The sequence below is a fragment of the Thioclava sp. UBA3469 genome, assembly GCF_002378135.1.
GTDB classification, from domain to species: Bacteria; Pseudomonadota; Alphaproteobacteria; order Rhodobacterales; family Rhodobacteraceae; genus Thioclava; species Thioclava sediminum.
Genome location: NZ_DFRG01000193.1, coordinates 1 through 7077 on the forward strand (window position 1 = coordinate 1; position 7077 = coordinate 7077).

6 protein-coding genes are annotated in these 7077 nt (G+C 62.1%); 4 read left to right on the top strand and 2 right to left on the bottom strand.

The features are described from left to right. Positions 1 to 897 (top strand): plasmid replication protein RepC (gene repC, locus B3D39_RS13820; protein WP_286789808.1); only part of this gene is annotated, 897 nt, incomplete at its 5' end. Positions 898 to 1913: 1016 nt separating this feature from the next. Here repC and B3D39_RS13825 read toward each other — a convergent pair. Both B3D39_RS13825 and B3D39_RS13830 read right to left on the bottom strand, forming a co-directional pair. Then, a complete protein-coding gene (locus B3D39_RS13825) occupies positions 1914 to 2276 on the bottom strand; it encodes a hypothetical protein (RefSeq protein ID WP_274963328.1) in 363 nt (120 codons plus the stop codon). Between the two features lie 159 nt (positions 2277 to 2435). Then, the gene (locus tag B3D39_RS13830; RefSeq protein WP_274963329.1) at positions 2436 to 3479 is read right to left on the bottom strand and encodes a tyrosine-type recombinase/integrase; all 1044 of its coding nucleotides are present in this window, start codon (positions 3477 to 3479) and stop codon (positions 2436 to 2438) included. A gap of 237 nt (positions 3480 to 3716) precedes the next feature. Here B3D39_RS13830 and B3D39_RS13835 point away from each other — a divergent pair, with 237 nt between their 5' ends. The 3 genes from B3D39_RS13835 to B3D39_RS13845 all read left to right on the top strand — a co-directional run bounded on the left by B3D39_RS13835 (position 3717) and on the right by B3D39_RS13845 (position 6579). Further along, positions 3717 to 4601 (top strand): DUF1403 family protein, encoded by an 885-nt coding sequence (locus B3D39_RS13835; protein WP_274963330.1) that lies wholly within the window; start codon positions 3717 to 3719, stop codon positions 4599 to 4601. Between the two features lie 2 nt (positions 4602 to 4603). Beyond that, a complete protein-coding gene (gene scpB, locus B3D39_RS13840; protein ID WP_274963331.1) occupies positions 4604 to 5191 on the top strand; it encodes an SMC-Scp complex subunit ScpB in 588 nt (195 codons plus the stop codon). 98 nt (positions 5192 to 5289) lie between these two features. Then, the gene (locus B3D39_RS13845) at positions 5290 to 6579 is read left to right on the top strand and encodes an ATP-binding protein (RefSeq protein ID WP_274963332.1); all 1290 of its coding nucleotides are present in this window, start codon (positions 5290 to 5292) and stop codon (positions 6577 to 6579) included. The last annotated feature ends 498 nt before the right edge of the window (positions 6580 to 7077 follow it).

Sequence of the window (7077 nt, forward strand, 5' to 3'; positions counted from 1 at the left end):
AAGTCGGGCCTCGTGATCCGCCACGACAGCCCCAACGGCAAGCGCTACGCCCGCCGCGCCGGCGAACAGCTCCAGGTGGCGTTCGGCTTCGATCTGCGTCCGCTGCTGCTGCGCGAGGCTGAGATTTCACAGGCCGCACAAGCGACCCGTGAGGCACAGGCCCGCTACAAGGCGCTGCGCGAGGCTGTGGTGCTGATCCTGCGCGATGTCGCCCAGCTGGTCGACTATGGCCGCGAGACGGTCTCTGCGAACTGGGATATGCTGTCGGACATGCTGGCACTGATGAGCCGCGAGATGCGGCGTAAGCTCGGGCTCGAGGAGATGACGGAGATGCATCGTCGCGCGAACGACCTGCGGGAGAAAGCTAAGAGCTTCATTCCAAAAGAAAAATCAGAAAATATAAGCGGCAAAGACGTCAATAATGAGCGGCACATACAAGATTCAAACATAAGTCTATACGAATCTGAATCTTCCAAAGAAATGGAAGAAGCGGCGGCGGGGTCGCCCCTGCCCTCCCCGTCGGACGATTTGGACCCGTGCGAACCAGAAGAGGTAGCCGAAGCGCCAAAATTGCCGCTGTGGCTAGTGTTGCAGGCCTGTCCGGATGCCCGAGACTATTCGCCCGAACCGATTCGGTCCTGGGACGAGCTGATCGCGCGAGCTGAGTTCATTCACCCGATGATGGGTATCTCGCCTTCCGCCTGGGCTGAGGCCACGCGGCATATGGGCGCGACAAACGCGGCGATTACCGTCCTTGCAATGCTCCAGCGAACCGAGGAGATCCGAAACCCCGGCGGTTACCTGCGCGCGCTCTCTGGCAAAGCTGCAGATGGCGGCTTCAGCCCCGGCCCAATGGTCATGGCCCTGATGCAGACGCGAAACGCACGGGCTGTGTGATGTCTGTGCTGCGCGTAGAATGGAAACTGAGGCTGTCGCGTTGCGATCGGAGCGTGGGCGAGCCCCTGCCCGTTCACCGAACGAAGTGTGGCGACGCGTGATGGGAGGGGTTTCGACGTGATGCAGTATCTTCCCTGTTCCACTCGGAATGCGGGGCTTGGACGACGAGGATTGGCGTTTCCGGGCCGTATGGCGGTTGATCGAGCCTCAGGACATGAGGTCCGCTTGTTGCGGTATGAGTTTACGCGGCGAATAGGAAGGCGGGAGAGAAAAGGAGAATAAAGCACGTTTCGGAATCGGGGCCCCTGCCCTCTCCACTGATGAGCTTGGTCTCACAGTTCGCGATTTGGTGCCGGGCGCGGACTTTTCGTTACCATTCCGAGGCGCCGCCGTTGTGTAAGTTGCGTGGACATAGGCCAGCCTCTTTCGCGTCGATATTGCGCGCGGTGCGACAAAACAGCTGAGAGATGCGGATAAGTCTGGCCCGCACTCTAGCCAGGCGTAGGAATGCGTCTTCGCGCCCAACCTAACGGATGTTGGAAGATCTCGTGAGCTGAGGGTTTGCCTTCATATGAGCAAAGCGCCCTGCCCTTCTTGGTTTTTCCAGGTCCGTCAGAGTCGGTTCAGCGCGTGCTCGTTAATCTTTAGCAGTGATTTCGGCACATAGCAGAAGTTGACAGCCGTCAACCTGGCGATGGTTTCTCAGATAGTGAGAACAGTCTCCGTCGAGTTTTCGCCGGAGCAACGGAAGTGAATGTCTTGGGGCGTGAGTTTCCAAATGTTGTCGGATGAGTGGATCACATCCTGGCCCAACACCGGAACTGCTTAGTGAAATTTGCGAAAGTCCCCACCCCGCAAGCCAAGATCTGCAAGTTGACGGCTGTCAACTTCTGCTGTGCGTCGTCAACTCACCGATCACCCGCTGATCCTCCGTTCGCCGCCACGGTCTCCGAGTTGAATTTGGGCGATCTCGATACATACCTACCTACGCGCTGAGCGTGGCGCGCGTACCTTGCTTAGGCGTTCATCTTGTTTATGGCCATGCGTCGTCGCGCACGTTCGGCTGAGACCCAGTCGCCGTAGCACCGCGAGTCAGCTTGAGGCACGAGTTCCCCGAGCGTTCGTGTGCCGCGAATTTGGAGGATCTCATGGTAGCTGCCGTTCGAGCCGATGATGAACTTAATCTCTCGGGACGCGTCCGAGAAGATGTCGCGCAATAGCACTTGCTTCTCGTTTGCGCCTCTCAGGATCGCCAGACTGCTAAAATAGGTCGCGACGCCTCCCACGATGAAGATACGCCCACTCACGGGCGGGCTTGGCAGCTGCTTTTCAGAGATCAGACGCATGCGCTCTTGCGTGCCGTCGTTAATCACATCCACGCTCAGGAATGTTCTCCATCAGATGATACGGTTAGAGGCTAACTCCAAAGGGCCGCCGCGTCGCGATGGTCGGAATGAGCAGAAATTCCGATTGGCCAAGCGAAGGGATGTTTGCGGCTCGCCCGGTTGACGGCTGTCAACTTTCTCAGCCCGTAGCCCTCAGAGCCCCGCAGCCTTCGTGAGGTTCACGCGGAACCGGTCGCGACGGCGTTGGTAGCGGCGCGTCATTTCCGCCGAGGCGTGGCCGAGATGTTTCTGCACGTGGCGCTCGTCCACCTCGGCCCAGCTCGCGAGACCCGCGCGCAGGCTGTGGCCGGAGAACAGCGCGAGCCGTTTCGCCTCGGGCAGGTCGCTGCGGATGCCCGCTGCAAGAACGGTCTGCTTGATCAGCCGGGCGACGTGGCGATCATTGAGCCGCGCCTCGAGCGCGCGGGTCCCGTCGCGCGACACCCGTACGAAAAGCGGACCGAAGCCGATTTTGGCGAAGTGCAGCCATTGCTCCAGCGCGTGGACCGGGCAGCTACGCTCCGAGGTGCCGCGGCCAATCTCGACTTCGCGCCAGCCAGTCTTCGCATTGAGTGTCAGCACCGCGCCGTCTTCCAAGATCTCAACCCAGCCACGGCCATCGATCGTGTCGTCGCGTGCGTGATCCAGACCGGTGATTTCCGACCGCCGCAAACCTCCGGCATAGCCGAGCAGCAGGATAGCTCGGTCGCGCAGTCCGCGCAGATCGTGGGGCAGGGTGGCCGCCATCGCGAGAATCTCCTCGGGTGAGATCGCCTCTTTCTGCTTCGGCGGGCGCGCGTGACGGCGACGGATTCCGGCGAGCACGGTGGCGATATGCCGGTTGCGCCGGTCAATGGTGAAACCGCGCTGCGCCGCGTTCCAGGTCAGGCCTGAGAGCCGCCGCTCGATCGTCGGCACCGACAGGCCCGCCGTGTTGTCAGCCGGCGCGGCGAGATCCGCGAGGTAGAGCCCGATCATCTCGGGCGAGGGGGGGAGTGGCGCCGCGCCTTTCATCCGGCACCAACGCGCGAACTGTGCCCAATCCGCGGCGTAGGCCGCAAGCGTGTTATCCGCCGCCGATTGCTGTGCATAGTCGCGCGCTGTTTCCACCAGCCGATTGAGCGCGCCGGAGCCTGCTACATTCGCGGGCAGGGCAGGGGCAGTGTCCCTCGCGTCGTCGTCGCGGTCGTCGCTCATCAGATCGGCTCCTGAAGGAACGGTTCTTGAAGCTGTCAGCTGGCGGGTAGCTGACAGCCGAGGAGTTGTTGCGCGAGCCATTCGGCATCGGTTTTCCGGACAAATGCCCGCAGGTTCGAGCTTAGTTAGCTATGGTCCGATAATGCAAGATTATTGGACATAACGAAGACCAACAAAGCGGGGCGGTTTTGCTGCAATTTGCTGGAGAAAAGCGCCGCGGCGCGGTAGGCTCAGAACATGACATCGCTGATGCCCGACATCGCTGACGCTTACGAAACCCTACCGCACCTGCCGGCTTGGGTCACGCTGGGGCATGGCGAAACCCCTGAAGATGTGGCGTTTTTGTCGGGTGCCGCGTTGAGCCATCTGCATCTGGTGTTGACGCGCGACGCCGCCCCCCACGCCTTGTTGCGCGAACGCCTCGCGTTACGTGCGGCGGAACTCCGCGTGACCCATTCGGGCCGCCCCGAGCGTGCGCCGGACCTACGCGACGCGGTAAACCTTTTGCGCGACGGTGATCTGCCAGGACCGGCGGGCGAGGTCTATCTAGCATGGCGGCGCGCGGTGGAGCGCCCGATCTCGGTCGCGTCGCTGCAACGTGCGCTGCCCTATCACGCGCCGGAGGCGCTCGAACGTTGGTTGGCGGTGGGGCAGGGGGCTCCGGTCGCGCGGGCGGCGGACGTTCTTGAGGCGGTTCTTGCCGAGGCGCCGCGGGCGCAACTCGCAGCGCTGATCCTCGCCGACGCCGCCTTGGCGCAGGCGCTTGGTTGGAACCATCTGGTGCCGCTGCTGTCGACGGGCCTCAAACGCGCCGAGCTGCGCCTGATCGGGACGGAGCTGCACCTCGCCTGCCACCGCGCGCTGCATACGGCGGCCATCGAGGCGGACCGGCTGTTAACAGACCTTACTCGCCGAACCGCCCGGCTGCGTGCGGTGGCGCCGAAGCTGCGCGCAAAAGGGGCGGCGGAGGCGGTGGCGTTATTCCTCTCCCGGGACGCCGTTGCCCCTGCGGCCCTGCCGCTGCCCGATCGCGCCGCGCGGAGGCTTTGCGACCGGCTCGTCCAACTCGGCGCGATCCGCGAGCTGACCGGGCGCGACACCTTCCGCCTGTATGGGGTGTGAACATGGCGAAGGACCGGACACCGCTGGATCGCGAGCTTGACGAGTTTCCGCCCGAGTTGCGCTGGCGCGAATGGATGCGGCGGATCGAGGCAGTGCTCTTTGCCTCCGCGACGCCGGTCCCGCGCGACGATCTGGCGCGGGTGGTGGGGCAGGGGGCGTCGGTCGACCTGTTGATCGCCGATCTCTCGGCCGATCTGGAGGGCCGCGCCTTCGAGCTCGCGCGCGTTGCCGATGGCTGGATGCTGCGCACCCGACCCGCCTACGCGCCCGCGATCCGGGCAGCGGCGGATGTCGGGGATCAGCTCTTCGACCTGAGCGAATTCGACATCGCCGTGCTCGCAGCCATCGCTTACCACCAACCGATCACCCGCGACGGGCTGAAGGACATCTTCGGCAAGGAAATCAGCCGCGACCTCACGGGCCGCCTGCATGCGCGCGGCCTGATCTCGACCGGCCCCCGCGCGCCCCGCCGCGGCGCGCCGTTTACTTTCGTTACGACCGATCAGTTCCTCGCGGCGTTCGATCTGGAGACACTGCAGGACCTGCCCGACCGCGAAGGGCTGGAGGATGCGGGGCTGGGTCCCGCGTAGCGAGATGCGTGTGATGGTCGTTTAGTGTGTCTTCTAACAGGCATATTGTGGCAGATCTAATGGACATTTGGTGGGGGCGGTGGTAGGCATCTCGTGAGATGGATGAAGTTGATGAATACCTTCCGCGACACCTGACGCCTGAACTGCAGGAAGCTTTGGCAACTGCACGAGTTGTCAACCTTGTCGGACCACGGCAGGTCGGTAAGACGACCCTTGTTCGTGACCTGTTTAAGAGGGGACGGTTCATCACGCTGGACGATGGGGCGATCTTGGCGGCTATGGAGGCCGACCCCGAAGGCCAGCTGACAAGCCTTGCGGAAGAACTAGCTGACGCACCGGTTATCATCGATGAGGCCCAAAGGTCGCCGAAGCTCGCGTTGGCCATCAAGAAAATCGTCGATCGCAACCGCCGGAAAGGGCAGTTTGTCCTGACGGGATCATCGAACGTATTCACCACGGCGGAGGTCGCTGACTCGCTGGCGGGCCGGATGCAGACGCTCAAGCTCTGGCCGCTGACGACCGCCGAGGTCAATCGCGCGCCAGCGAGCCGGTTGATCGATTGGGCGATGCAGTCCGTCCCGGCGCTGCCGCAGATCTCGGATCCCGCGCACTTGGGGCGCAAAGATTATGTCGACCTCATCCTCAGGGGCGGATACCCCGAAATCCGCGTGCTGCCTTTCCGGTCACGGCAACGACAGTATCGCGACTACATCGATGCGGTGGTAGATCGAGACGTGGCTGACGTCATGCCGGTTCGGAAGCCTGATGCACTTCGGTTCTTGATCGATCAAATGGCGGCACGGACTGCGCAAGAGATCAACACGTCCGAATTGGCAAAGCTGGCAAAACTCAAGCGCGAGACAGTTGATCAATATCTCGGCATTCTCATGAGGCTCTCATTGGTGACCAAGCTGAGCGCGTGGATGCCGGGAGAGAGCAAACGGGATATCAAGCAACCGAAGTTCCACTTCGTGGATACGGGGATTGCCTGTGCGCTTCGCCGACTGAACGACAGATCTTTTGACATCGGCAACAGCCCCGAAGCTCTGGGTGGCCTTTTGGAAAGCTTCGTAGTCGGTGAACTGCAGCGCGCTTTGCCGGTGCAGGATGAAGATTATCGTCTCTATCATTGGCGCAGCGCAGACCGCAGGGAAGTTGATATTCTGATCGATGGAGGTCACCGGCTGGTTGGGATTGAAGTCAAGGCAGCGACCACGGTTGCGGCCGAGGATTTCAAGCACTTGAAGTGGTTTGCCAAAGATGGCCCGGGAAAAGGCCGCAGCACCGTAGGGATTGTCTTCTACCTCGGGCAGGAAAAGCTGACCTTGGGGGAGGGCAACTTCGCGCTGCCGCTCAGTTCGCTTTGGGCGGCGGTGGATTTGAACTAATCGAGCCCAAGTTTGGGGAGAGGCGGGAAAGAACCACAAGGTCGGCGAGGTCTTCCCCCGCTTGCCTGTCGCGTGATCTGCACGCTGACTTTTCGAGCGAACTTACCCCGCCGCGCGGTCGTCGGCCCGTCCAGCAGCCGACGGATGATACCGGAGCGGACCAACCGGGCTCCGGTCGCGGCTGGATGAAAGTTCAGTGGCAGGTCAAGGGCACACCGAAGGCGAGCGCATCGGAGAGGGGCAGGCGCCGGTCTTTTTGCTCCGCGAGGAATGGCCCGCAGGGTCAGGGGAAAAAGATCGGCGACAACCTTTGTGGACGGGACGACAGCTGCGACCAGCATGTCATGCAACTCAGACAAAGGGAGAAGTGCGGGGGCCACGAAGGAAGGTGAGTGAACAGACGAGGGAGATGCCAGGGACCTTGGCACCCTTCTAAACTGATCGCTGATAAGACAAAACCCAGACGTCAAAGTCGCATCCACAGGATCACTACCGCGC